Genomic DNA, 25,983 nt, shown 5'->3' with positions numbered 1-25,983 from the left:
AGTTTAAGTTGATTTAAGAATCAGTTGCTGTAATGCGGGCTGAAGATAGGGAAAATTAAACTTAAAGCCTCTTTCCAAGGTTAATTTTGTTGTTACAGGGACAGATTCTAATAATAAGGTGGGATCAACGCCTTTTACACGGGCTCCTATTTTGGCCATAAAGCTTGGAAGTGGCAGTCCAATTGGAGATCCAGCCACCGTGCGTATGGTTTTCATAAATTCTTCATTGCTTAAGGGGTTCGGACTACAGGCATGGTAAACCGGATCTGGCTCGTTTAAATTGATGATCCAAGGTATTAATCGCAAGAAATCATCAAGCAGAATCCAGCTGACCATTTGCTTTCCTGAACCTACTGTTCCTGCCAAACCTAACTTAGCCAATGGATACAGCTCCGCAAACATGCCCGATCCTGTCATCAAAACCGGTGCAATTCTTAATATCACTTTTTGGGTATTTGGTGTATTCCATTTCAAACAGGCAGCCTCCCAATCTTTAGCCAAATTTGCTAAAAAATCATTTCCAAAATCGGTACTTGTTTCATCCATCAATTCCTCTTTGCCATTGAAAATGGAAACTCCCGAAGCATTGATCCATAATCGAGGCGGATTACTCGCCTGTTGTATGGCTTTCCCAAGTACAGAGGTCGGACGAACTCGGGATTCTCGAAGCAAACTTTTATTTTCTTCATTAAACAACCGATTAATAGATGCTCCTGAAAGATTGATCAAGGTATCTGCCCCTTCCAAAATAGAAACCCAGGAGTCCATATGCTCCCCATCCCAAAGCACGTAATTCAACTTCGGCTTTTCCGTTCTCTTTTTTTGGCGCGACAATACATAAACTTCATCTCCATTGGCTAAAAACCCTTCAATCAACTTTGTTCCCAAATTGCCGGTTCCACCAGCCACGATAATCTTTGCCATAAATGCTTTATTTAAGAGGTGAATAATGATCTTTTAATGCTGTATGAGCAGCATGGTAGCCACCCATACCATGTACGCCTCCACCTGGAGGTGTTGAAGAGGACGTGATGTAAACTTTCGGGTTGGAGGTACGATAAGGAGTCAGGGATAGATTGGGACGAGTAAACATCTGCCCAAGATCCATGATTCCTCCCGAAATATCACCACCGACATAATTGGGGTTATAGCTTTCCATTTGTTGGGCATTCATGGTATGACGTCCCAAGATGGTGTCACGAAAACCTGGCGCAAAACGTTCCACTTGCCTTTCTATCAATTCTGTACAATCTTGCTCCGAACCATGCGGAACATGGCAATAGGCCCATCCCGTATGTTTTCCAGCTGGTGCTCGACTAGGGTCAAAAACACTCGGCTGTGAAAAGAGTACATAGGGCTTCGCATTCATTCTCCCTTGAAAAGCGTCGAACTCCGATGCGGCGATTTCTTCAAAGCTACCTCCCAAGTGTACTGTTGCGGCCTGTTGACAAGCAAGATCGCGAAATGGCGTAGGATCCGATAATGCCCAATCAATTTTAAAAACACCCATACCATAACGGTATTTTTCCAATTGCCTCCGATATCCCGGTTTCAATTCCAATCCTTTAACCTGGAGAATCTGTTTTGGCGACATGTTCAAGAATAACAGCTCATGCTGTGGAAGATCTCGTACATCTTCCAACCAATGGTTCAAAAGAATCTCACCTCCCAAATCCTGATAATAATCCGCTAAGGCATCGGCAATTGCTTGGGAGCCCCCTATTGCTATTGGCCAACCCGATCGATGCGCCATGCCACCTAAAACCAAGCCTATTGCAGAAGTACCCAGTCTGTCCAGAGGTTGCATGCCATGTGCTACCAAACCCGCCCATAATGCACGAGTTTCCATACGTTCAAAACGCTTGGCAATGTAACTGGAAGAAGCCAAAGCCTTCAAACCAAACTCCGCCATCAACAAAGGATGATGAGGCACTTGCAATGGACCAAAAACATCTGCAGCAAGTGATGGCCATTTGTAAACTACTTCTGAAAGTAAGGCTTGATATTTTGAAAAATCTGGACCCAATACATCCGCCATTTTTTCCATTGAACGATGCAATAGCACCGCAGGAGCATCATCAAGCGGATGCGCCAAAGGGTATTTGGCTTCAACGAATTTTAAGCCATAATCTGCCAAAGGCAAAGCATCAAAAAATGGAGAACCAAAATACATGGGATGTACGGCCGAGCAAACATCATGATGGTAGCCAGGTAGGGTCAATTCGCTAGTCCGCATACCGCCGCCAACTTTATCGGAGCCTTCGACCAATAAGGTAGAAAGCCCAGCAAGTTGTAAACGGATGGCTGCAGCAAACCCATTAGGTCCTGATCCAACTATGATGGCATCGTACTTTTTCACTTCAACACGTTTTAGTCCCTAATCTACCATTTTTGATTGGCATAAGACTTAGACCGTATAGGATTTTACCAAACAAAAATCTTGTTCCCTAACGCTAAAGAAAAATAATGGACTAGTTAACTTATATATTCCCTTGGGTTGAACAGGTATTAAGCTTGAGTTAGCTTCGAGACTCTCAAGGAATTTCTAAGGATCTGCTAGGGATCTCCTTCGGATCTCGTTCGGTCGGAACCGAACGAGATCCGAAGGAGATCCGAACAAGTTCCGAAGGAGATCCGTTACAGTCTCGAATCCAACCCTAAGCAAACCCCTGTTCAACCCTTGTTAAATACGAGGAGAATACAGACAAAAGACAACAGAAAGAAAGGAAAAAGGAAATGCAAAATCGGGTATTAATAGACCAAATACGGCGTATGGAAAAAAGAAAGGCTGCCCAAATAATTTTGGACAGCCTTTAAAGATTTTATGGTTGATCTTATTGGTTTAACAACTCGATCAAGTCTTTTTGAATGGCTTCGCCTTTATCTTCATTATACCAACGTTGGATAAATTCCTTAATCTCATCAGTTGGTTTTCCTTCGGCTTTCATTTGGGTGAATAAGTCTTGCAAAACTGCTGGTCTTGGACCCCAAATCACTTTATCGTGACCCACATCATTACGGATGATCAATTTAGGGATGGATTTGCCACCATTGGTTAAATACTCATCGATAAGATAAGGCTCTGTATCGCGCAATTGAATATCCAAGTCGATAAAGCTATTGTCTTTTACGATTTGGTAGATCTGCGCTACGGAATGTGCCGCATCACCACACCAAGGTTCTGTAATAAGAATCCAGTGTTGCGGATCTTTGATGTTTTGAATACAAGATTTCATGTCATCCGAAGGTTCAAACTTCTTCAACCATCTGTTCATTCTCGACCAATTAAGCTTGGTATAGTTTAGGTAGTCAGCGTCATTGGAGTATGCTTCGTGGTTTTCGGTGTTGTTTAAAATATCCTCGAAGTAACTCAGGTATTCGTCAAAATTCATGTTAGATTTCTGTTTTCACAAAAATACGGATTTAATTAAGAATTCGGAAATGATGACAGAATGTCACATTACGATGACAATAGAAGGAAGATATTTCCGACTTTGGGCTGACAAATGACAATAAAACCATTTGGCATAAGCGTTGTTGAATAGGTATTACAATACAGAATTAAACAACAGTTAAACATAAGATAATTACAAGATATGTCAAAAATTATAGGAATCGACTTAGGAACAACGAACTCATGTGTTGCCGTAATGGAAGGTAACGAGCCCGTTGTGATTGCCAACAACGAAGGTAAACGCACTACACCTTCTATCGTGGCATTCGTAGATGGAGGTGAACGTAAAGTAGGTGACCCTGCAAAACGTCAAGCAATTACAAACCCACACAAGACTGTTTACTCGATTAAACGTTTTATGGGTATTACCTTTGATGAGGCAAAAAATGAGATTTCTCATGTACCTTACAAAGTAGTTAAAGGCGACAACAATACTCCACGTGTGGAAATTGATGATCGCAAATATACGCCTCAAGAAATCTCTGCTATGATCCTTCAGAAGATGAAGAAAACTGCAGAAGATTATTTAGGCCAAGAAGTATCACGTGCGGTAATTACCGTTCCTGCATACTTTAATGATGCGCAACGTCAAGCAACTAAAGAAGCTGGTGAGATCGCTGGTTTAAAAGTTGAGCGTATCATCAACGAGCCGACTGCTGCAGCATTAGCATACGGTTTAGAAAAAGCAGACAAAGACATGAAAATCGTGGTATTTGACTGTGGTGGTGGTACTCATGACGTTTCTGTTCTAGAATTAGGTGATGGTGTATTTGAAGTAAAAGCAACTGATGGTGATACACACTTAGGTGGTGATGACTTTGATAATGCAATCATCAACTGGTTAGCAGCAGAATTTGCAGATGAAAACAACGGTTTCGACTTGAAGAAAGACGCGATGGCATTGCAACGTTTGAAAGAAGCTGCAGAGAAAGCGAAAATCGAATTATCGAGCACCACTTCAACTGAGATCAACTTACCATATATCACGGCTGATGCAACTGGTCCTAAGCACTTAGTTCGTAATTTATCACGTGCTAAATTCGAGAGCTTAGTAGGTCCACTTATCGAGCGTACCATTGAGCCTTGTCGTACAGCATTGAAAAACGCTGGATTTAGCACTTCAGATATTGATGAAGTAATCTTAGTAGGTGGTTCTACACGTATCCCTGCTATCGTTGAAGCGGTGAAAAAATTCTTCGGAAAAGATCCTTCTAAAGGTGTTAACCCAGATGAGGTTGTAGCATTAGGTGCTGCTATCCAAGGTGGTGTATTAACTGGTGAAGTGAAAGACGTATTATTATTAGACGTAACTCCACTTTCATTAGGTATCGAAACAATGGGCGGTGTAATGACAAAATTAATTGAGTCTAACACAACGATCCCTACTCGTAAATCGGAAGTATTCTCGACCGCATCGGACAACCAACCATCCGTTGAGATCCACGTATTACAAGGTGAGCGTCCAATGGCTTCGCAGAACCGTACTTTGGGACGTTTCCAATTGACTGATATTCCACCAGCACCACGTGGTATCCCTCAAATCGAAGTAGTATTTGATATTGATGCCAACGGTATTATCAAAGTATCTGCTATAGATAAAGCAACTGGTAAAGAGCAAAATATCCGTATTGAGGCATCTTCAGGTTTATCCGACGAAGAAGTGAAGAAAATGAAACAAGAAGCAGAAGCAAATGCGGAAGCGGATAAAAAAGTAAAAGAAGAAGTAGATAAATTAAATACAGCAGATGCATTAATCTTCTCTACCGAGAAACAATTAAAAGAATACGGTGAAAAGATTTCCGCAGATAAGAAAGCACCAATTGAGTCTGGCTTAGAGAAATTGAAAGCAGCGCACGCCGCTAAGAATTTCGAAGACATCGATACAGCTTCTGCAGAATTGCAAAATGCATGGAATGCTGCTTCAGAAGAAATGTATGCTGCATCTCAGCAAGGCGCCGGAGCTCAACAACAAGCTCAAGGTGATGCTGGACAAGCGAACAACGGTGGTAACCAAGGTGGTGCCGATGATGTTCAAGATGTAGATTTTGAAGAAGTAAAATAAAACAGGTCAACACCTGAAAATAGAAATGCCCGAATCATCATGATTCGGGCATTTTTTATATTGGTATAGCACAGAAAGACGACTAATCTCCTTCTTCTAATTCAAAAAGATCTTCAATTTGTTTCTCCAATACCTGCGCAAGCTTCAGGGCAAGCACCGTAGAAGGCACGTATTTGGCGGCCTCTAAGGCATTAATCGTTTGCCGGCTTACATTGACCTCCTTGGCTAGCTGTTCTTGCGACAGCCCCTTCATAACACGAAAAATCTTAATGTTATTCTTCATTCTGCTTCCCTCCCTTATTCAACCGGTAATAATTCATCCTAAAAATAATGATAAACAATATTAATAGAATATGTCCAAAAAGTAATGCAAAGGAAACAAAAGTCATCCCGTAAATAGATAAAGTAATTAGAATACCTAAACCAATCATGATTAATATAGCCCAGCTCCAACTGTATAATCGAATAGACTGAATCATTTCGTCCTCTATTTTTGTCTTGGCAAAAGCGATAAAGGTAAGTCCCAATAAGCTAATCAAGAGGAATAAGGTAAAGCCTATATCAACTTCCATGATTTCAAAAAGGCCAGATTCTTGGAGTGGCGTATCGTTGTAAACGACAAAGGTATTTATTCGAATACCTGAAATGGAATCCTGATAAATCTTATAAGGAATCATCAGCAGAAGCAGTATCAAGCCTATCCACTGAAAGTATCTAGGCAATACGGGTATCTTTTTCATAACATTTGTTTTATAATTGATTATTACTAATAATAAAACAAATGTATGATATACCTTACATAATGACAAGTATTTTTTACATAATGTAAAAAATACTTGTCAATTAATAAGAATAATGCCTTAGAATGCCCTTATCAAAAACAGTCCAGTATCCAGCAGGCATATGGGCTTTCTTGAGGGCTTCATTAGTCCAGGTATTGCAGGAATAAAACATGCTGTAGGCTCCTTTCGCTTCATAAAAAGCATCATCTTGACCATATTGTGCATTGGTTTGGATATAGATAGGTTTGCCATCTTGATCTTTATCCAAGCTGTTAATAATATAATTTTGGAGAATGCTTAGCTGAGTAGAATCGATGTTAATTTTCCGGCAAAGTGAATCGTTCTCCATCTGCTTGTAATAGGTGATGTGCAAAGCAGTTTCTCCTATCCCTAAAGCAGCGACCAAGGCAGTTTTGGCGGTTAAATCTTTCCATTCAGGGGTATTGAGGTAAAAACCCTTATCTCCCCATCCAATCGATATAAATTGATGGTCTTGTGCCTTTCCCTTGGTATTTTCAATTGGAAATACGCTGGTCCAATCCAGGTCAGCAGTACGTATGGGCAGGACAATATCTGTATGAACACCATTGGATAGAATATAGGCTTCAATCGTTTTTTGTCCAGAAGACTGATCGACCTTATTCAATGATATTCTAGACAACAAGGCATCTGCTGCTAAATACAGCAATGCAAAGATTATCAATCCTAAAAGACAATACAGAACCCAAGCCATGACTTTTTTCATCCAAGTAAATTAAATAGATTTCAACAATTGAATATAGTAAAAATTCTGACCCAAGAAGGTCTTAAATAACCCTCAAATTCCACAGGATCTAGAAATTTGGTAAAAAGAAAAGGCTAATACCACCGAATTAAGGGTTGTATTAGCCTTTTGTTTATGATTAGAAATCCTTAGAATAATTTCTGCGGATAAGTACCATCTGCTAACAATTTAGAGATGCTTTCTTGTACGATAGGTTTGTCCTCTACATAGGTTACACCGAACCATTTTGAAGAAGTAGGGATCACTTTAAATGCTGCCATTCCGTTTTTAACCATGTGGTCAGGAACAGAAGGAATAAAGAACTCCGATTTTGGATTATCGCCGTTCTCTTCCACAAATTGAGGGAACATAGCTTGTGCTACTTCAAAAATCTTAGGCGTGAAACCCCAGAAGTTCATCGATACACGAGCATCTGCAGGTAGATCATTTTGAACACCATTTTCCTCGTAAACGATTTTACGATTTCCTTGTTCATCAGTCACATAGTAAATGTTTGTACGCTCCGTAACAGAAGCCATGTGACCTTTTTCATCCACTTCACAAACACCTCTTGACACATAACCATAATCAGACATGGTATTACCTACTTCAAAACCCATTAAGGACATATGTGCATCGTCTACCTCATTGGTTAAGAAATCAGCCATTTTCTTGAAAGCATCATAACCGTAGAAGTCATCAGCATTAATCACACAGAAAGGGCCATCAACTACGTCTTTGGCACTCATTACCGCATGAGCAGTACCCCAAGGTTTCGTACGTTCAATTTCCTTGTCAACACCAAATTTTTTAAGGTTGAAATCTTGGAAAGCATAATCAACGTCAATTTTTCCTTTTAATTTTTCGTCAAATTTATCGCGCATCACTTGCTCGAATTCTTCGCGAATAATAAAAACTACTTTACCAAATCCTGCACGGATGGCATCATAAATAGAATAGTCGATAATTGTTTCACCGTGTGGACCAAAGGCATCAACTTGCTTCAATGAACCGTAACGGCTAGCCATTCCTGCTGCTAAAACTACCAAAGTAGGTTTTCCCATAATATAATGTTTTGTTAAATTTTTCAGTATCGTGTGGGCAAATATACTATTTTCTTGTTATCTCTTTTTGAACATTGCGTTAAGAATTCCGTTCGCTATTTTACCCAATAGTTTTACACCTTCACGTGCTAAAGTACGGCTAGCCTGACTCTGTGCTGCTTCCAATGGAGTTTGTCGTCTGGAACTGGAAGAACTACGGGATTTGGCCGCTTTTTCAGCTTCTTTTTTAGCCTTCTCTGCCGCTTCTTCAGCATCGTGTTGCCCTTGTCTTTCCTCCAGGATCTCGGAAGCTGTGCGTCTTTCGATCCGCTCTTGGTATTTGTTATAGAACTCCGAATTACGGACTAGTTCCTCATAGAGCTGTGGCTGACAAGGTCCCATAACCGCACGTGCCGGAACCAAATGTGTCGCTACTACTTCTGTAGGGATACCTTTATCGTTCAATACAGTCACCAATGCTTGTCCGATACCTAAGGATGTTAACACCTTGTCGATCTCGTAAAATTCTGATGTTGGATAGGTCTTTACAGTTTTACGTAAATTTTCAGCGTCATTAGGTGTGAAAGCTCTTAAAGCATGCTGTACGCGGTTACCCAATTGGCCTAAAACGGATTCAGGGATATCTGAAGCCGCCTGAGTACAGAAAAACACCCCCACTCCCTTGGAACGGATCAATCGAACTATCTGTTCAATCTGTGTTAAGAAAGCCTTGGATGCTCCATTGAACAGCAAATGCGCCTCATCAAAAAAGAACACCAATTTTGGTTTATCCAAATCCCCTACCTCCGGTAGTTTCTTGAACAATTGCGCCAATAAACTCAAAAGGAAAGTGGAAAATAATAAGGGTTGATCCTGAATATCAGAGATATTGAGCAAGGTGATGACACCTTTGCCGTCAACTTTTCCAAATAGATCATTAATATCAAATTCTTTCTCGCCAAATATGTGTGCTAAACCCTGTTGTTCAATCGCAACGATCTTACGAAGGATTGTACTTGCACTTGCCGAGCTAATCTTGCCATAATCCTCTTTAATCTCTGCGGCACCAGGACCTTCGGAAAGATAACTTAACAGGCGTTTCAAATCGGCAAAGTCAACAATTGGTAATTGTTTATCGTCTGCATATTTGAATATGGCACTTAGCACACCTGCCTGTGTGTCGTTTAAATCCAGAATACGAGCTAACAAAACCGGTCCAAAATCTTCAACAGTCACACGCATAGGTGCGCCTAATTTCCCACTAAGGGAAAACAATTCGATAGGGAAACTAGCAGGTTGAAAAGGAATACCTACGGCATTTCCACGCTCGATAAGCGCATCGTTGGTCTTCCCCGGTTCAGCAAGTCCGGATAAGTCCCCTTTTACATCGAGCATAAACACAGGGACACCGGCATCAGAAAGCTGCTCGGCAGTCAATTGAAGGGTACGGGTTTTACCAGTACCAGTTGCACCGGCGATTAGTCCATGGCGGTTCATCATCTTCAGCGCGAGGTTTACTCGCGCGTCGGTGATGATCTCACCATCTAAAATACCGGAGCCCAATTGAATAAATGCGCCCTTTGGGCTATATGATGTTGTGATTTTTTGGATAAATTGTTCTTTCATATGGTTGAGAACTTATGTTTACTCGAAATTAGGAATAAAGATAATATAATACAATCTTAGATTACCAAGTTCTATGGATTAAGGAATTATTAACAATTCAAACTAAAACACATACTTTTGTAATTTTTTCACAATTTAATTCCAAAATATCGTTTTTTTTGAAATTTAATTTTATTTTTGTTCAGTTTATGATTGCAAGGGCACATTTTTTTACGAAAGCGTATCGGATCATGGCAGCTAAGCTGTGTTTCTTCATCTTCTTCACGAAGATGTTGATTTCCATGACACCGATTTTCGTGGATGTACTGGATAAAGGTACTGTCCTCCAAGTAGTGATGCAATTAGAAATTGAGACAACCTCGAAAGCGGGAAACAGCAATAATGAAGATCTTCATGAAACCGGTATTAAAATCTTTAAACCGGATGCATTTGATTTCCTAGCTTACAATCCAACCATTGAATGCACATCTCAAAGTAGGCAATACCTGCGTAATGAGAAGTCTATTTGTGCGTTTCACCCCACCGTACCAACACCCCCTCCTAACTGTTAATTCGATTCTTTGACGAAGTCATGTTCTGACCGGTAGTACACCTGTCTTAATGGGACGATTGAGTTTATTTATCATCAAAAATTGAATTACAAAAAATTAAACATCTTATGTTTGGTACACGTACGTCTGCTTTTTTGAAATTGTCAAAAAGAGACTTAAAATATGATTTTCCTGCTAGTATAGTAGTTTTTTTAGTGGCACTCCCATTATGTTTGGGTATTGCCATGGCGTCAGGTGCGCCGTTATTTGCCGGTTTATTAACTGGAATTATTGGAGGGATAGTGGTAGCCTCCATCTCTGGATCTCCCTTAAGTGTCAGTGGTCCAGCTGCAGGTCTGACCGTCATCGTATTGGGATCAATAGAAAAACTTGGTGCATATGAGACCTTTATTTTGGCGGTCGTGATCGCTGGGGTAATCCAGTTGATCTTGGGGATTGTTAAGGCCGGTATGATCGGGAATTACTTCCCATCATCGGTCATCCTTGGGATGCTTGCCGCAATCGGTATTACCATTATTCTAAAACAAATTCCTATTGCATTCGGACTAAACGAGTCACATGCCTTTGAGTTTGATAATGGTGGCGGGATTGCTGCATTTACCAATACGGTCATGTCCAGCGTCAATTGGGGAGCAACCATCATCTGTTTTCTCTCCTTAGCAGTATTAATCTTTTGGCCTAAGATCAAAGGCTTAAACAAGGTGCCTGCACCATTAGTAGTGGTATTGTTGGGTGTTGGTTTAGGTTTTGCTTTTCAAGGGACTGGATTGGCATTAAATCCAGATCACTTTGTAAATATTCCAATTGTATCTTCATTTGCTGATTTTACAGGTTTATTTATATTCCCTGATTTTACCCAAATCCTTAATAAAGAAGTTTGGATCGTTGCATTTACCATTGCGATCATCGCTTCCTTGGAAACCTTATTAAGTATTGAGGCGATTGATAAAATCGATCCTTTAAAGCGTAATTCTCCAACCAACAGAGAATTAGTAGCGCAAGGTGTGGGTAATATGGCATCGGGTTTCCTTGGTGGACTTCCAATGACCTCGGTAATCGTTCGTTCATCGGCTAATGCGAATGCTGGTGGTAAAACCAGACAAGCAGCTATGTTGCACGGTGTATGGTTATTGGTAGCTGTATTGGCTATTCCAAGCATGATCAATTTAATTCCTTATGGTGGATTAGCAGCTATCCTATTGCACACAGGTTATAAATTAGCAAAACCAGCATTGTTCAAACAAATGTTTGGTAAAGGATTGGATCAATTTATTCCATTCTTTATCACCATCGCTGTAGTTGTATTCACCGACTTATTGACGGGTGTAGGTGTGGGTATCTTGGTAGCAACCTTTTATATCCTACGTGCCAATATGCACAATGCATACCACATCAATATTAAACCGAAAGAAACTGATGATAGTTCGGTAGCTGTATTGACATTGGCAGAAGAAGTGACCTTCTTGAATAAGGCGCCTATTCAACAGAAGCTTTATAATTTACCGAAGAATGTCAAGACGATTTTGATTGATGGACATCGAAGTAAATTTATTGATAAGGACGTCATTGATGTCATCAAGGACTTTGAGCAAAATGCGATCAGCAAGGGCTTGGATATTGAGCTAAATGAGGTGACTTTCAAGAAGGAACACCGTCGTAGAAAACAAAAACTTAAAAAAGTAGTTTAAAAGAATTAAATAAATGCGGAAACTTGTAAAGTTTCTCAGAATTGAAAACACAGAAAATCACATAAATAAAATGAGTAGAAAAGATCTAGAAATCGGCTTTGACAATATTATAAACGGGAACAAAGATTGGATGGACTTTGTAAAGAAGGACACCACTGGACGTTTTGAGCAATTAGCGAATGGACAAAACCCAGAGATTTTATGGATAGGATGTGCGGATAGCCGTGTTCCTGCAAATGAATTGACAGGTAGAAAACCTGGTGAGGTATTCGTGCACCGTAATATTGCGAACATGTGTGTTCACTCGGATATGAGTATGTTAGCTGTTTTAGACTATGCTGTCAATGTATTAAAGGTGAAACATATTATTGTAGCAGGTCACTACGGTTGTGGTGGTGTTGCAGCATCATTGAGCAGCCAACAATATGGTATCATTGATAACTGGTTATGCCACATCAAGGATGTTTACCGTCTTCATGCAGAAGAAATCGATGCTATCGAAGATACAGGTAAAAAAGCGGACCGTTTAGTAGAATTGAATGTTAAGGAGCAGGTGTGGAATTTGTGCTCGACTTCCATTGTTCAAAATGCTTGGAAAAATGGAGCGGACCTGGCCATCCACGGTATGGTTATCAACATCGGTACAGGACAACTGATCGACTTAGGTAATACTTATACCAGCAATGACTCTTTAGGTGAGGTTTTTAAATACCTTTAATAGAAAATAAAAAAAGGCTGCTCGAAAAAAGCAGCCTTTTTTAATAGCTAATATTTTAGAATTCATTCTAGAATTACTTGACGAATGATCCGTCAAGGTTAATGGTCTTGCTAAAGGAGTTGGAATATAAATCCGCCATGACAGCAAAATGTTCGCGAGTGACTTTATTCTTCAAACTAAACTCACCTTGGAATTTACGTTTGCTATTCCATTCTTTTTCGACTTGTTTTTGTACTTCATCTCCTTTTAGGGATACATACTTAATTAAGCCGAACAGATCTCCCCAGGTTAAATCTTCATTGCGGAAGTTATCTAAGAACCATAGTTGGCTGCGGGTATAGATATCATTCATCACGGCTTTAACATCGTCAAAACGCACAAAATCGTCCTTTTTAAAGAGATATTTTCCATCTTCAACCTGGCCTAAAAAGAATCCTGTTAAGTAATTTTTCTGAATAGATCCAAAATGTGTATCCTGCGATGAGACATCCTGATACGGAGTCAGTCTTGCTGAAAATGCCATCAGCTCGGCTTGTAATTTACGGATATCAATGGATTTGCTATTTGTTTTAAAGAAGGCAAGATATGCTGCAGTAGCTCCAAGTGCCTGTCCATATGCAGCACGGAAAGCTATATTATTAGGATCTGAGCTGACATGACGTAAGAAGCCGGCATCCAATAGATTATTCCTTTCAAAAGTCAACAAGTCTTTTAGTAAGATGACATGTGCAGATCCATCTAGTTCTGCTGCGCCTACAGATGTCCTTCCTAAAGCTAATGAAACATCAGCTGCTTTTTGAATGGCGGTAGATGCGTAAGATTTGTCATCTTTCTCTGCTTGGGCATAAAGACTTCCTTTTTCACTGAAATCAAGTACTGAAAGCACCGAAAATTGTAATCGGTTATTTAGTTGAATATCCCATCCTCTTTTCTTCTGACTAGTCTTACTGATTTGTTGGTTTTTAATTAGGGTCAGATTAGGGAGTTCAGCAATAATTTTATCAATTGCATTTTGAGCCAATCGTGGATTAAGCTCTTGTTTTACCAATTGTGCTAGTGAATCGCTTTTGGTTTTACTAACAGCGATCTCCATCAAGATATTCATCCAGATACCACCATCAAGTTTCTGATTACTGTTGATCTTAATAGCCTGACTTGTTATTTCCGGTGCAATTTGTGCTTGGTCAAGTACCCAAACAGTAGGCACATTGGAACGCGCAGCCTGCACTGCAGCAGAAAAAGCAGCTATGTCAGAACCATAGACCAATAGTTTTGGTTTTTGTTTTTTCTGTGCAAAAAGCGACAAGGGGATTATCAGGATTGCCAGTAATGCTAATCTTAAATTCATAATTCGTAAAATATACTTCGAAAATACATAAAATGAGCCAAGTATTCATGTCTTGTACATCCAATATATCGATGAAATAGCTAACTTTGCTACATGGTAGAAGAAGAAAAATCCTTGAATTTTATCGAAGAGATCATTGAAGATGATCTTCGAAATGGGAAGAATGACGGTCGTGTATTGACTCGTTTCCCACCGGAACCAAATGGCTATCTACATATTGGTCACGCAAAATCAATCTGTTTAAACTTTGCTTTGGCACAGAAGTACAACGGACAGACCAACTTACGTTTTGATGATACAAATCCAGTAACGGAAGATGTAGAGTATGTGGACAGCATCAAGAAAGACATTCAATGGCTTGGTTTCCAATGGGCTGAGGAGCTTTACACCTCAGATTATTTCGAAACTCTTTACCAATACGCGGTAGACTTAATCAAGCATGACTTGGCTTATGTGGATGATTCCACCGCAGAGGAAATTGCTGCTGCTAAGGGCACTCCAACAGAACCAGGTACTCCAACGCCATATCGCAGCCGTAGTACAGAAGAGAACTTACAAATCTTCGAAGACATGCGTGCTGGAAAATATAAGGATGGTGAAAAGGTATTGCGTGCAAAGATCGACTTAGCAAGTCCGAATATGCACATGCGTGATCCGATCATCTACCGTATCAAACATGCGCATCACCACCGTACAGGTGATAAATGGTGTATTTATCCAATGTATGATTTTGCACATGGTCAATCTGATTCCATTGAAAAGATTACCCACTCGGTGTGTACATTGGAGTTTATTCCTCACAGACCATTATACGATTGGTTGATCAACAAATTGGAGATCTTCCCATCGAAACAATATGAATTCGCTCGCTTAAACATGACTTACACGGTTATGAGTAAGCGTAAGCTATTGCAATTGGTGAATGAGAAATTTGTAGAAAGCTGGGATGACCCACGCATGCCTACCATTTCAGGACTTCGTCGTCGTGGTTATACACCTGAGAGTATCCGTAACTTCTGTGAACGTATCGGTATTCAGAAGCGTGAAAACATGATCGATGTAAGTTTATTGGAATTCTGTATCCGTGAGGATTTGAATAAAACAGCTTGGCGTAGAATGGCGGTGTTAGATCCTATTAAATTGATCATTAACAACTACCCTGAAGGTCAAGTGGAGGAAATGGATGGTGAGAATAACCCAGAAGTTGAAGGTCATGATGGCACAAGAAAGATTCCATTCTCTAAGGAATTATGGATTGAACGCGATGACTTTATGGAAGATGCGCCTAAGAAATTCTTCCGTTTAGGACCTGGTCTATCCGTACGCTTGAAACATGGTTACATTGTAACTTGTACTGGATTTAATAAGGATGAAAACGGACAGGTTACAGAGGTATTGTGTGATTATGTTCCGAATTCTAAATCTGGTGAGGACACCTCTGGAATGAAAGTTAAAGGAACGATTCACTGGGTTTCTGTAGCTCATGCTAAAGAAGCGGAGGTTCGCTTGTATGATCGTCTATTCCAAGATGAGAACCCAGCAGCTGCTGAGGATTTCAAAGAGTCCATCAATCCGGATAGCTTACAGATTATCGAGAAAGCATATATCGAACCTGATTTAGCCAATGCAGAATTAGGTAAAGGATATCAGTTTATTCGCTTAGGTTATTTCACCTTAGATAATAAGATGAGTAAGGAGGATAAATTGGTTTTCAATAGAACCGTAACATTGAAAGATTCTTGGGCCAAAGAAGTTAAGAAAGGCTAAGGAAATCTGATGATAAATGAAATCCCCTTAAGAGATAATCTTAAGGGGATTTTCTATAACACTAAATTATACTCTTACTTACATCCAAGCTTGTTTATATCGCTCTTCCATTCGATTTACTTGAGCCAATAAAGCTTCATCCTTAGCACTTTCACCAATTGCTTTATAGCGCGTCAAAGCTTCCATTCCCAAGTGAATGGTATAGCCATCAAATCCATGCATCCCTTTACTGGTAATAAGTAATTGTTGATTTAACAATTCATCCAGTGCGGCGATATTTCTATTAGCCAATGACTTTGCTTTTTCCAATTCTTGGGTTTTATACAAAGTATCAACTACCGTCGCATTGAGGTAAGTAAGCTTAGCCGATTTAATTCTCTTTGGTTGCAGGTCATAAGCTTTCAATGCCAGATCACGTGCTTGCTTGGTTTTATTCTGAGCCATCAATTGATTAATTCCTTGTTGGTAAACATTAGCATAAGCCCAACCCTCAAAGAAAGTATTCGAATCTGTATCCAAATGATTGATGGATGAAATATTTGGCCAACGGTATTTGTCCATTGCATTTGAATAAATCTTATCCGTATTGACCAATGAAGGAGCATTAGCTGCTTGCCCTACCTCTACTGGCATTAACTTATAAAGTAATCCCTCTGAAGCCATATATTTATCCATTCCCATAAAGACAGAATTAGGGCTCATCTGTGTAAAATAGATCGGTCTTTCCCAATTATTCTCTGCCAGAATAGACATCAACACCAACTCCGATCTGGATACATAGCTCTGCTGATAATCCCATTGCATATACTCTGGAACATAGGATTCCCATTCTTTTGGCACGACTTTATTCTTCAATACAGCATCCTTATTAACCTTCAACTGTAATTTTTTACTCGGCAATATATTTTCAAAGCTACCATCTTGAAGCTGCACTTTATTGGAAGGGTCATCCGATAACATGACGGCTAACATTTTATCCACATCCACATGCCCTTCAATCCCCATATCCAATACACGAACCACTTCTCTCACGCCTTTCTTCACTTTATCATAACTAAATCCAATTGGTAATGCCTTAGACTGATTCAAATCTTGCATGGCTTGTTTGACATACCATTCCGATTGCATGTATCCGTAGTTGAGCACACGAACATCTGTTCTCACTCCTTCCACCTCTTGCAAGTACCACAGCGGAAAAGTATCATTATCCGCATAAGTGAACAGGATAGCATTAGGCTCACAAGACTGCAAGGCATTATATGCCATATCACGAGTCATAGTTCGTGCTGAACGATCATGATCATCCCAATTCTGACTGATTAAAAGAACAGGTCCTGCTAACATACAAAGTCCAGCTGAAGCCACTGCCAGCTGTTTAGAAGAAACTTTAATCTTTTGCTGTAAGAAATCTGTCACAGCTATCATTCCTAGTCCTATCCAGATAGCAAAGACGTAGAAAGAACCAGCATAAGCATAATCTCTTTCCCGAGGTTGTAATGGACTTTGATTCAAATACAATACAATAGCTATCCCTGTAAAGAAAAACAACAAGCCCACGATAGCGGTATCCTTTCTACTTTTCTTTAATTGCCAAGCTAGACCTATAACACCTAATAGCAAAGGCAAGAAGAAATAAGTATTTCTACTCGGATCATTCTTAAAAAATTCACTAAGTTGATTTTGTCCAGGAAGGCGTAGATTATCTAAGAAAGAAATACCAGAAATCCAATTACCTGAACTATATTCACCCTGGCTAGGACTATCATTCTGTCTACCCACAAAATTCCACATGAAGTATCGGCTATACATATGACCCAACTGATACCCAAAAAAGAAACGCATATTATCGATAAAGGAAGGCGTCTCACCTTCTGCTAAACCCAAATATTGACGGTAGAAGTCGCTATGCTTTTCACTATAAACCCGAGGGAATAAGACTTCCTTATCGTATTCATAGCTACTTCTTCCTTTTATCTCTGCATAGTTCTTTTCATCTTTCCTAAAATCAGAATTCTCATTAACACCAACTATTTGCGAGTTGAAATTAGGGCCTTTAAATAAAGGTTCCGATTGATATTGCTCTCGAGCAAGGTAGCCTAGAAAGGAAAACACATTATCCGGCGCGTTATTATTTAAGGTGATATTAGTTTGCGATCTGACCAAAAGAAAGGTATAAGACCCAAAACCCAGATAGATAAAGGCTAGCGAAAGCAAGGCTAAATTCAGAATTGGCTTAGCTTTCTTGATCGAATAATAAATCCCAAATACTATTGCTGAAACAAGCAACAGAACAAATAAGATGATGCCAGTCCCAAATGGCAAGCCCATTCCATTGACAAAGAACAAATCAAATTGAGCAGCTATTCGTACGGAATATTGAATAACACCCCAAAGAATAAAGCCTAAGACCAACACGCCCCAACCTAAGGACTTGGCAATTCCTGTCCAAGTAATCGCTTTACTTTTGCGGAAATAAATCAATAAGGCAATTGCAGGAATAGTCAATAAGTTCAATAAATGTACACCAATACTTAATCCCATCACATAGGCCAGTACCAACAACCATTTATTAGCATCGGGTTCATCAGCTCTTCTCTCCCATTTTAAGGCTAACCAGAATACAACGGCTGTACACAGGGACGACATAGCATATACTTCAGATTCCACAGCAGAATACCAGAATGTATCGGAAAAGCTATACGCTAAAGCTCCAACCAATCCCGCACCAAATATCTTCACCTGTTGTGTAAAGTCCAGTTCTCCTTCTCTTGAGATTAGTTTTCTAGCGATTGCTGTAATGGTCCAAAACAAGAACACAATGGTCAACCCACTACATGCCGCAGAACCTATATTCATCCAATAGGCTATTTTAGAGGTATCACCCAATGCCAAATTAGAAAACACATTTTGCAGCATGAGAAACAATGGAGCTCCCGGCTGATGGACGATTTCCAATTTATAAGCCGAGGCAATAAATTCTCCTGTATCCCACCAACTGCTAAATTTCTCTGTCGTGAAGGAATAGATTAAAAAGGCAATGATACCGCATAGCCATCCTAAAAGATTGTTGATTCTATTGTATTTCATATTCGTGGTTAGTTGTGCTAATAAAATTAACCAAGAAAAATGAAAGGATATGATGGCTTAACACTATTTAACAGCTTTATGATTAGGTAGGCCGAAAATAGAAAAAGACGGAAGTAATTCCGTCTTTAGGGTAATATATAAGGGTTGGTTAGTTCGTTATACGAGTTTTTCTACGATTTTTTTAGTAGGTCCTGGATTACTCATGGTGTAGAAGTGCAATACTGGAGCTCCAAAGTTTATCAACTCCTTACACTGTTGTACTAGCCACTCTTCACCTACTTGACGTACCTCAGCATTGTTTTTACAAGCTTCAACCGCATCACTTAAATCCTCAGGAATATCCAAGTGGAAGATCCTCGGCAAGGTGATTAATTGATTTTTTGTCGTTAAAGGCTTTAATCCCGGAATGATAGGGACATGGATATCGTGTTCTCTACATTTGGTGACAAATTCTTTGTATTTCTCTACGTTGAAGAACATCTGCGTAACGATGAATTCAGCACCCATGGCTACTTTCTTCTTTAACCATTTAAAGTCCGTGTTAAAGTTTGGTGCTTCGAAATGTTTCTCTGGATATCCTGCAACACCGATACAGAAGTCAGTTTTCTCCGAACTGCCAATATCTTCATGTAAGTACTGCCCTTTGTTCATATCGGCCACTTGTTCCAATAGATCGATCGCATAAGCATGCCCACCTTCCGTAGGAATAAAGTCAGAATCACCCTTACGTGCATCGCCACGTAATACCAAAACATTATCAATACCTAGGAAATTAAGATCGATCAAGGCATTTTCTGTTTCTTCTTTGGTAAAACCACCACAGATTAAATGCGGTACAGCATCAACTTTATATTTACTCATGATAGCGGCACAGATAGCCACTGTACCAGGACGCTTTCTATAAGAAACACGTTCTAGCAAGCCATTGGTATGTTGTTTATATAGGTAGTCTTCGCGGTGATAAGTAACATCGATAAATGGTGGCTTGAACTCCATCAATTCATCCATGGTTTTAAATATGCTTTGAATCCCCTGACCCTTTGCTGGTGGTAACAACTCAAAAGAATACAAGGTCTTCCCATTGGCATTCTTGATATGATCTACAATCTTCATATAATACAATTAGGGCTTAGAGAAAACGCAGTGAAAACTGGTCTCAGCTTATCTTTCCCTTATTTGGGGTAGAATGTAGCACCTTGACAAGGGTCAGGTTGCTAAGGCTTCAGCGGGTCTATTCCCTCTGCCTTTCTCTATAAGCGAGGGCTAATATCGTTATTCATCCGTTAATCTCAAAATGAATTTCTAAAATTAGACGAAATACATCCTGAAATTTATCCCATAAAACCCATAAAAAAAGCCATTGAACTAAATCCAATGGCTTGAATTCTTATAATATTATTGGTTATTGTTCCAAATACATATCCACTAATCCCTCAGGCAATTGTAATACTACTACTTTTTCTTCCGGATCGATACCTACAATAAAATCTTCATTCAAGGGGAACATCACTTCTTTGTCTTCCATGTTGATGGTAGCAATAAATTGTTGCGGCATCTCCTGCACTTGTGTGATTTCACCCAATTCTCCTTCGTGCTCATCAATCACCAAATAACCTATTAAATCACTATATCTGAAATCATCAGGATCACGTTCCGGCATTTTCTCAATAGGCAAATACATTTTCTTATGAACTAAATGTTGTGCCTTATCTATATGATCTATATCTTCAAACCATGCATAGGCTGTACTATTATTGTGAAGTTTTACATTCTCCACGAAATACGGTACCAGTTTTTTATCAATCTCTAGGAAAATGACATCCAAATCTAATTCCGTATAATCTTCAAATTCAAAGAATAACTGAACTTCACCCTTTAATCCTCGGGTTTTACTGACATATCCTATATAGAAACTCTGATCTTTATTCATTTTCTTGTATTTCGTTACAAAGGTAATAATTCTATAAATAGCCTCATAAATATGTTTTCAAAGTTTAACCCTTGCTTCTCTAAAAAAATCACATGATACAATTCAATTAAGAGCAAACGATTGCGTTAAATAGAACAATCGATTGAGTTCATTTAGTTTATTTCCAATAATTAACATTCTATTAATATTGGTCTTCATAAATCTATTTATGATTCTTATGAGTCAAAAATTTAACAATTACTATATGTTATGAGGTACAAAAGCAATTACACGCCTATGTTTGCGAGAGCCATTTACCCAATCGGTTCTGCATTACTTTTAGCATTTCTTAGCCCTACTCTCACTCAGGCTAATGAAATCGGAAGGACTGCTTCCCTAGTTCATGTTGCGAACCAACAACAAGTAACAGGGACAGTTAGTGGACCTAATGGTCCTTTATCGGGAGTTACCATTCGAGTAAAGGAAGATCCTAGCGTAGCAACATCGACTGATGAAACTGGAAAGTTCAGCATCGACGCTAAGCCTGGTCAAACTTTGGTATTCCAAGCACTAGGGTATACCGAATTACAACGTGTTGTAAGCGGAACTAGTATGTCAGTCACACTATCTGAAAAAACAGATGAGATTGATGAAGTAGTGATCGTCGGATATGGTATCCAACAGAAGAAAGAAAGTTTAACTGGAGCTATGCAGGCTGTAAAAGGCGAGAAGCTTCGTGACATTACGACTCCTACTGTTGAGAACATGTTAAACGGTAAAGCTGCGGGGGTTTATGTAGCACCAGGAAATGGCCGTCCAGGATCACGTGGTGGCGTGGTTATTCGCGGTCAAGCGACCTTAAGTGGTACTACCAGTCCACTATGGGTTATCGATGGTGTTATCGTAGGATCAAGCCCAGGTGACTTGAACCCTGATGATATCGTAGGGTTAACCGTATTAAAAGATGCGGCTTCAACTTCTATCTATGGTTCGCAAGGTGCAAATGGAGTAATCGTTGTTACTACAAAAACTCCTAGAGCTCAAAAAGCGACCATCAGCTATTCTGGTAAATTAGGGGTAAATACCTTAACCAACGGAAATTTAGAGATGATGAATGGCGCTGAGTTATACGATTATTACTCATCTTTCCAAAATGCCAATGTAATTAACTTCCCAAGATGGAATGAGGAATTGAAAAATTCCAATTTTGATTGGTGGAAAGTAGCAACCAAAAGTGGCTTAACACAAAATCACAACGTAACTATTCAAGGTGGTAATGACAATTTACAATCTTTGCTTTCCCTTGGTTACTACAATGAAGTGGGTGCCGTTAAAGGTTATGACTACAAGCGTTACAATGTACGTTTGAACAATACCATCAGACCATTTGATTGGTTAACGATTAGACCTACATTGGCTGGTGCGCGCAGAGGTGCTGATGACCAACAATATTCCATTACAGCGATGTACACCAACTTCCCTTGGGATAACCCATACGATGAAAATGGAAAACCTGTGCCTCACCGTTATTCAGGTTGGGTAAATAGTGCAGGAACTAACTATTTATATGACTTACAATTCAATCACGGAAACAACCACAACTATGAGTTGATGGGTGGTATTGATTTTGATATTAAAATCACGGATTGGTTAACTTTCTCCTCAGTAAATAACTACCGTGCGAATTTATATTCTTCAGCGTACTATTATGATCCAAGTTCAAGTGCTGGAGAAAGTGTGAAAGGTCGTTTGGCAGAATACCGTTCAGAAGACTACAGAAGATACACCAACCAAATCTTACGTTTCAACAAGAATTGGGAGAAACATAGCTTAAGTGGAATTTTGGCTTATGAATTCAACGATTACCGTCTAAAAACACTTGATGTGTATGGAACAGGATTTATCCCAGGATTTGAAGTATTGGATGTTGTAGCAAAACCTGAGCGTACTAAAGGTGGTATCAGCGAATGGGCAACACAATCCATACTATCCAAAGCAACTTATGAATACGATAACCGTTATACTCTTGAGGGATCATTCCGTCGTGATGGCGCATCCAACTTTGGTACAAACGGTAAATATGGTAACTTCTTCTCCGTTTCTGGAGGTTGGAATATCCACAATGAGTCATGGTTCAATTTTGATCAAATCAACTTATTGAAATTACGTGCTGCTTATGGTTCGGTAGGTAATAAACCTTCATCACTTTACCCTCAATACAGCGTTTATTCAGTTTCTTCAACTTCTGGATATAACGAAAATCCAGGGGCATTAATTTCCGTAATTGGTAATCCAGATTTATCTTGGGAAAACACATACACTACTGGTGTAGGTTTAGATTTTGGTTTATTTAACAACCGTATTCGTGCATCTTTTGACTACTATAACAAAGATACCGACAACATCCTTTATGCTGTTCCTGTTACAGGCTTAATTGGTGTAACCTCTTTATGGAAGAACGTAGGAGAGATGAACAACCGTGGTATTGAATTAAATATCGGTGGTGACATCCTTCGTACTGACGATTTATTATGGTCTATTGATATCAACTTAGGACATAACAAAAACAAGTTAACCAAACTATATCCTACAAAAGATGCGAATGGCAACATGTCGATCCGTCCAGTTTACATTGGTGATGGAGCAGGAATTGCAGGTTCTGCACAACGTATCCTATTCCCAGGATTACCAGTAGACACTTACTACATGGCAGAATGGGCTGGTGTTAATCCTGAAGACGGTAAACCACAATGGTACCATGTTGAAAAAGATGCAAACGGTAATGAGACTGGTAAAACAGTAACATCTAACTATGCAGATGCTACTCAAGTAGCCTTGAAGAAAGCAGCAGCAGATTTATTTGGTGGTATTAGCACTAATTTAGCGTACAAGCAATTCGATTTATCAGCAACCTTTGGCTACTCGATCGGTGGTTTATCTTACAATTACTTCAGACAAGAATACGATTCAGACGGAACATACACTGACCGTAACCAAATGAAGTTACAAGATGGTTGGTCACGTTGGGAAAAACCAGGTGATATCGCAACTCACCCAGTGGCTAAATACAACAACAAGGATAATGGTAACAAAGCTTCTTCACGTTATTTAGAAGAAAACGACTTTTTCAGAATGCGCTCTTTATCTTTGGGTTATAAATTAGATTTATCTAAGTATAATTTAAATAGCGTTCGTTTCTTTTTAACAGGAGAGAATTTATTTACACTAACCAAATATTCAGGAGTTGATCCAGAGATGTCTGTTAATGATTCTGGTGCTGTTCTTAATACAGCTGGACCATCCGTATATCCGGCAACTCGCAAGTTTATGTTTGGCCTTAATGTTACATTTTAATCCCTAAGGAATTATTATTATGAAAAAGTTACTTATTTTATTAGCAGCCTCAGCGTTCTTAGGCTCTTGTGATATAGAAAGATTACCATACGGGTCGATGGATTCAGATAAGATATCTCAGAATCCTGATGCCATGTTAGTTGGTGCCTATGCCCAATTAAAGGCTTGGTCTGACCCTATGCACCGTGCAGGTGAATATGCCGGAGATAATATGATGATTCGTGGTTCATCAACCGATGCTTTTTACGAATTCATCTCCTATTCAAGAACACCAAATAATGGTCGTTTATCTACTTTCTGGAACTCCAGTTACAAAGCTATTGCTCAAGCATCCAATATTATTAAATTGGTTCCTGAAAGCAAAGATGCAACAACTGACAATCAACTAGGTGAAGCCTATTTCATCCGTGGAATGATGTATTTCTACTTGGTGCGTGCTTATGGAAGACCTTATTACCAATCACCTGAAACCAATTTAGGTGTTCCGATTGTAAATGGTACTCCAGATGATGTATTCGGAGATTTGAACCTTCCGGATCGTGCAACAGTGAAAGATACTTATGCGCAGGTGATCGCCGATTTAAAGAAAGCAGAATCATTATTGACTTTAGGAAAAACTTCAATCTATGGTACTAAAGAAGCTGCTCAAGCCTTATTATCTCGTGTATACTTATATATGAGTGGCACTTATGAATCTCCTAATGCTGAATATGCGAGATTATCCGTTGAATACGCAGACAAAGTGATCAACTCAAACCGTTACACGTTGTTAACAAGAGATCAATTTATGCGATACAACACCTTCAAGCCAGAAGATAATAAAGAAACTATTTTTGCTATTAAAAGAGTAGCTTCAGAATTCTCTGGTTATGACCATTACTACGGAATAGGTGGTATGTACTCCAATATCGGAGGTATGGGCTGGGGAGAAATGTATGCAAGTGCTAAATACATTGATCTATTAAACGAAACAGGAAGAAATGACTGGAGACCAGACAACTACAAGATTGTTGATGCACGTGCTGCGTTCATTGCACCAACCTATCGTAAGGATGCAAAAACTGGTGCTTATACAGAGGTATTCCGTTTTATCAAACAAGATCCGAAATCTGGTGAGTTAAACTACGCGCAAGATACCGTAATCCGCAGCGGAGGAATTATCCAAGCGAAAGAAGGTTCAGCAAATTATACCTTGACTGCTATTAATGCTTCGCAGGGCACCTATTCGATCAACTATAAGGACGGTAAAACATATAATGGTGTATTGGATTATTTCATTACATTAAACCGTGTTTATCCACAATTCTACATCATCAAATGTTCTAAAGAAGGTGAAGAGTCACAACTTCACTCACCATTGATTAGCCGTTTAGGTGAAGTTTACTTGAATAGAGCGGAGGCTTTGGCTAAGTTAGGTCGATATGCGGAATCCCTAGTTGATTTGAACAAAATCAGAACTCGTTCTATTGTGAATGGAGCTTATGCAAGTATGACTGCGGCAAACGCTAAAACCTATATTGATAAGGAAAGACAATTGGAATTAGCTTATCAAGCAGAGCGTAGTTATGATGTATTCCGTAATGGAGATCCATTAACACGTAAATATCCAGGTCCACAATCACAAGCTGAAGTGGTTGCTCCTACAGATTACCGAGTTGTTTATTACATCCCACAAGATGCGATCAACTCTTATCCAGGAACGCTGACTCAGAACCCAACTAAATAATATTCTTTAGATTATTTATATAGAGGTTGCCAAAATTGGCAACCTCTTTTTTTGTGTAAATATATAAGGCACAAAAAAAGCCGATCTGTAATAGACCGGCTCTTT

General features: G+C 39.4%; 19 protein-coding genes and 1 riboswitch. Of the genes, 7 read left to right on the top strand and 12 right to left on the bottom strand.

Going from position 1 to position 25,983, the window contains the following annotated elements:
- Window positions 1-3: 3 nt before the first annotated feature.
- The 3 genes from ACP6L2_RS17630 to ACP6L2_RS17620 all read right to left on the bottom strand — a co-directional run bounded on the left by ACP6L2_RS17630 (window position 4) and on the right by ACP6L2_RS17620 (window position 3,392).
- A complete protein-coding gene (locus ACP6L2_RS17630) occupies window positions 4-924 on the bottom strand; it encodes a TIGR01777 family oxidoreductase (RefSeq protein ID WP_440510561.1) in 921 nt (306 codons plus the stop codon).
- Between the two features lie 7 nt (window positions 925-931).
- Complete coding sequence (locus tag ACP6L2_RS17625; RefSeq protein ID WP_440510560.1) at window positions 932-2,359, bottom strand: phytoene desaturase family protein; 1,428 nt, start codon at window positions 2,357-2,359, stop codon at window positions 932-934.
- 475 nt (window positions 2,360-2,834) lie between these two features.
- Window positions 2,835-3,392, bottom strand: coding sequence for a thioredoxin family protein (locus ACP6L2_RS17620; protein WP_440510559.1), 558 nt, complete (start codon window positions 3,390-3,392; stop codon window positions 2,835-2,837).
- 204 nt (window positions 3,393-3,596) lie between these two features.
- On the opposite strand from ACP6L2_RS17620, the gene dnaK reads away from it, so the two are divergent.
- Window positions 3,597-5,516 carry a molecular chaperone DnaK gene (dnaK, locus tag ACP6L2_RS17615; RefSeq protein WP_440510558.1) on the top strand — a complete coding sequence of 640 codons (1,920 nt, stop codon included), beginning with the start codon at window positions 3,597-3,599 and terminating at the stop codon, window positions 5,514-5,516.
- 82 nt (window positions 5,517-5,598) lie between these two features.
- Here the strand turns inward: dnaK and ACP6L2_RS17610 are convergent, their stop codons facing one another.
- From ACP6L2_RS17610 to ACP6L2_RS17590, 5 genes are all read right to left on the bottom strand, one after another.
- On the bottom strand, window positions 5,599-5,799 hold the full coding sequence (locus ACP6L2_RS17610) for a helix-turn-helix transcriptional regulator (RefSeq protein WP_440510557.1): 201 nt from the start codon (window positions 5,797-5,799) through the stop codon (window positions 5,599-5,601).
- Window positions 5,789-6,256 (bottom strand): hypothetical protein, encoded by a 468-nt coding sequence (locus ACP6L2_RS17605; RefSeq protein WP_440510556.1) that lies wholly within the window; start codon window positions 6,254-6,256, stop codon window positions 5,789-5,791. Before ACP6L2_RS17605 ends, ACP6L2_RS17610 begins: the two co-directional genes overlap by 11 nt.
- Window positions 6,257-6,359: 103 nt before the next feature.
- Entirely contained in the window at window positions 6,360-7,043 is a 684-nt protein-coding gene (locus ACP6L2_RS17600; RefSeq protein WP_440510555.1) for a TIGR02117 family protein, read from the bottom strand.
- A gap of 167 nt (window positions 7,044-7,210) precedes the next feature.
- A complete protein-coding gene (locus ACP6L2_RS17595) occupies window positions 7,211-8,125 on the bottom strand; it encodes a sugar phosphate nucleotidyltransferase (protein ID WP_440510554.1) in 915 nt (304 codons plus the stop codon).
- Between the two features lie 57 nt (window positions 8,126-8,182).
- A complete protein-coding gene (locus tag ACP6L2_RS17590; protein ID WP_440510553.1) occupies window positions 8,183-9,730 on the bottom strand; it encodes a helicase HerA-like domain-containing protein in 1,548 nt (515 codons plus the stop codon).
- A gap of 230 nt (window positions 9,731-9,960) precedes the next feature.
- Between ACP6L2_RS17590 and ACP6L2_RS17585 the strand changes: the two genes are divergently transcribed.
- The 3 genes from ACP6L2_RS17585 to ACP6L2_RS17575 all read left to right on the top strand — a co-directional run bounded on the left by ACP6L2_RS17585 (window position 9,961) and on the right by ACP6L2_RS17575 (window position 12,687).
- Window positions 9,961-10,281, top strand: a complete 321-nt coding sequence (locus ACP6L2_RS17585; RefSeq protein WP_344675566.1) for a hypothetical protein — start codon at window positions 9,961-9,963, stop codon at window positions 10,279-10,281.
- A gap of 107 nt (window positions 10,282-10,388) precedes the next feature.
- Complete coding sequence (locus tag ACP6L2_RS17580) at window positions 10,389-11,969, top strand: SulP family inorganic anion transporter (protein WP_440510552.1); 1,581 nt, start codon at window positions 10,389-10,391, stop codon at window positions 11,967-11,969.
- A 70-nt stretch (window positions 11,970-12,039) separates the two neighbouring features.
- A complete protein-coding gene (locus ACP6L2_RS17575; RefSeq protein WP_440510551.1) occupies window positions 12,040-12,687 on the top strand; it encodes a carbonic anhydrase in 648 nt (215 codons plus the stop codon).
- A gap of 73 nt (window positions 12,688-12,760) precedes the next feature.
- Here ACP6L2_RS17575 and ACP6L2_RS17570 read toward each other — a convergent pair whose 3' ends face one another.
- Window positions 12,761-14,035 carry an FAD-dependent oxidoreductase gene (locus ACP6L2_RS17570; protein WP_440510550.1) on the bottom strand — a complete coding sequence of 425 codons (1,275 nt, stop codon included), beginning with the start codon at window positions 14,033-14,035 and terminating at the stop codon, window positions 12,761-12,763.
- 93 nt (window positions 14,036-14,128) lie between these two features.
- Between ACP6L2_RS17570 and ACP6L2_RS17565 the strand changes: the two genes are divergently transcribed.
- On the top strand, window positions 14,129-15,802 hold the full coding sequence (locus ACP6L2_RS17565; protein WP_440510549.1) for a glutamine--tRNA ligase/YqeY domain fusion protein: 1,674 nt from the start codon (window positions 14,129-14,131) through the stop codon (window positions 15,800-15,802).
- A gap of 78 nt (window positions 15,803-15,880) precedes the next feature.
- Here the strand turns inward: ACP6L2_RS17565 and ACP6L2_RS17560 are convergent, their stop codons facing one another.
- From ACP6L2_RS17560 to rimM, 3 genes are all read right to left on the bottom strand, one after another.
- Window positions 15,881-18,889 (bottom strand): glycosyltransferase family 117 protein, encoded by a 3,009-nt coding sequence (locus tag ACP6L2_RS17560; protein WP_440510548.1) that lies wholly within the window; start codon window positions 18,887-18,889, stop codon window positions 15,881-15,883.
- Window positions 18,890-19,045: 156 nt separating this feature from the next.
- The gene (gene metF, locus ACP6L2_RS17555) at window positions 19,046-20,002 is read right to left on the bottom strand and encodes a methylenetetrahydrofolate reductase [NAD(P)H] (RefSeq protein ID WP_440510547.1); all 957 of its coding nucleotides are present in this window, start codon (window positions 20,000-20,002) and stop codon (window positions 19,046-19,048) included.
- 45 nt (window positions 20,003-20,047) lie between these two features.
- Window positions 20,048-20,148, bottom strand: a riboswitch (SAM riboswitch).
- Window positions 20,149-20,291: 143 nt separating this feature from the next.
- Window positions 20,292-20,819: a ribosome maturation factor RimM gene (rimM, locus tag ACP6L2_RS17550; protein ID WP_440510546.1), complete on the bottom strand. Its 528-nt coding sequence runs from the start codon at window positions 20,817-20,819 to the stop codon at window positions 20,292-20,294.
- Between the two features lie 249 nt (window positions 20,820-21,068).
- On the opposite strand from rimM, the gene ACP6L2_RS17545 reads away from it, so the two are divergent.
- On the top strand, window positions 21,069-24,152 hold the full coding sequence (locus ACP6L2_RS17545) for a SusC/RagA family TonB-linked outer membrane protein (RefSeq protein ID WP_440510545.1): 3,084 nt from the start codon (window positions 21,069-21,071) through the stop codon (window positions 24,150-24,152).
- A gap of 19 nt (window positions 24,153-24,171) precedes the next feature.
- Window positions 24,172-25,878: a RagB/SusD family nutrient uptake outer membrane protein gene (locus ACP6L2_RS17540; RefSeq protein ID WP_440510544.1), complete on the top strand. Its 1,707-nt coding sequence runs from the start codon at window positions 24,172-24,174 to the stop codon at window positions 25,876-25,878.
- Window positions 25,879-25,983 lie beyond the last annotated feature (105 nt).

This window comes from Sphingobacterium lactis (assembly GCF_051951495.1).
GTDB classification, from domain to species: Bacteria; Bacteroidota; Bacteroidia; order Sphingobacteriales; family Sphingobacteriaceae; genus Sphingobacterium; species Sphingobacterium lactis_A.
This window is presented reverse-complemented; position numbering and strand designations above follow the sequence as displayed.